Source organism: Capnocytophaga canis, assembly GCF_000827555.1.
In the GTDB taxonomy this organism is placed as follows: Bacteria; Bacteroidota; Bacteroidia; order Flavobacteriales; family Flavobacteriaceae; genus Capnocytophaga; species Capnocytophaga canis.
Genome location: NZ_CDOI01000204.1, coordinates 1 through 1,417 on the forward strand (window position 1 = coordinate 1; position 1,417 = coordinate 1,417).

A 1,417-nucleotide genomic window follows, 5' to 3' on the forward strand; every position below is an offset into this window, starting at 1 on the left:
CAGAAGATAGCAAATCAAAGCTACATAAATCTGTGATTTCACCGCATTTTCACTCGTGCCAAGAAAAGTTTTTATCTGTAAATTTTGCTTCATAGCCTTGAAAAACAGCTCAATATCCCAGCGTTTTTTGTACAAATCCGCAATGGTTCTCGCCGTCCAATCCATATTATTGGTGATGATTTCTATGGTTTTGTTGCCATCTTGCTTATAAACCGTTACCAAACGCAATTTCTCTTGATCAATACCACTTTCTACCGCCTTTTTTGAGGTCAAAACGATGATTTCATCTTTGAGGATGTCGTGGTCTTTTTCATCAGGCAGGTCTCGTTCTTCAAGGCTTTGGTAGAGCGTGTTGGACTTAATTCGCGTAACAAAAGTATTTTGGCAATGGATTCTGCCGAGCATCAAACTAAAATCAAAATAGCCTCTATCCTCAACAATGATGGTGTTTTTCGGATAGATATTTTGTTGTAATCCTTTGCTATCGTGTGTTTTAGCTTCGGTGATGTTGACCATTTCAGGCAATCCAAGTTGATCGTCCCAAACGGTGTGAATTTTGAGTCCGCCTTTAGCTGTCCGATATTTTGCCCAGTTGAAAAGGCTTAAACACAGGCTAATGGTAGTACTGTCAATGATTTTTATTTTGTGTTTTTGGATTTCATCGATGATATGACTTTGATGTTTGGCTTTTAAAGAGTGTTTGTAATACTTTAAAAGACTAGAATACAAATCTTTAAATACTGCATAATGTCTTACTTTGTTTCCATCACTCATTGTTGATTTTGCGGGACTTTGTTTGAGTTGAAGATCGCTTAGGAAGGTGCTACTAACTGATAATCCGCAACTTATGTCGGATAGCGTATAGGATTTATTCAGCTGTCCGAAAGTTAGTGCCACCAATTGATCGCGAGTTTTATAGGCAGATTTTCCTTTATCAGACTGATGTTTAGCAATTTCCGCTCTTAAAATGCCTTAGGTCAAAGGTAAGATTTTTTTGCCAATTTGTAAATAGTTCGTACCTTTGCGACATTGAGTTACAACGCAAAACAAATAAAATCAATGAAATTAGCTCCGTTACTAAATCGTTACCTCATAAACTTTGAAAAACAAGTAACTTTCTGATAATAAATATTATATAATTTTAGTTAGATTTTTAGACAAAAATAAACAAAAATATCTCGGAATAATCATTTCGTATCTATCACTACCTGAAGTCCAAAAATCCGTTTGAAAGAAAAACTGAAAATTATAGAATGAAATTCTTATTTTTGCACCGCAAAAGTCATTAGTAAATAGTTTAGAGGTGTCTAATTATTTAAAGTGTTTTTGCTTAAAGCCAAATAGAAATATGTTTCAAGAAAAATATGACGTTATCGTAGTGGGAGGCGGACACGCAGGAGCCGAAGCCGCTGCTGCC

At 35.6% G+C, this 1,417-nt stretch carries 1 pseudogene; it reads right to left on the bottom strand.

Annotated elements, in window-relative coordinates:
- Positions 1–948 (bottom strand): annotated as a pseudogene (locus CCAND38_RS10905) (IS4 family transposase); the annotation flags it as partial.
- Positions 949–1,417: the final 469 nt, after the last annotated feature.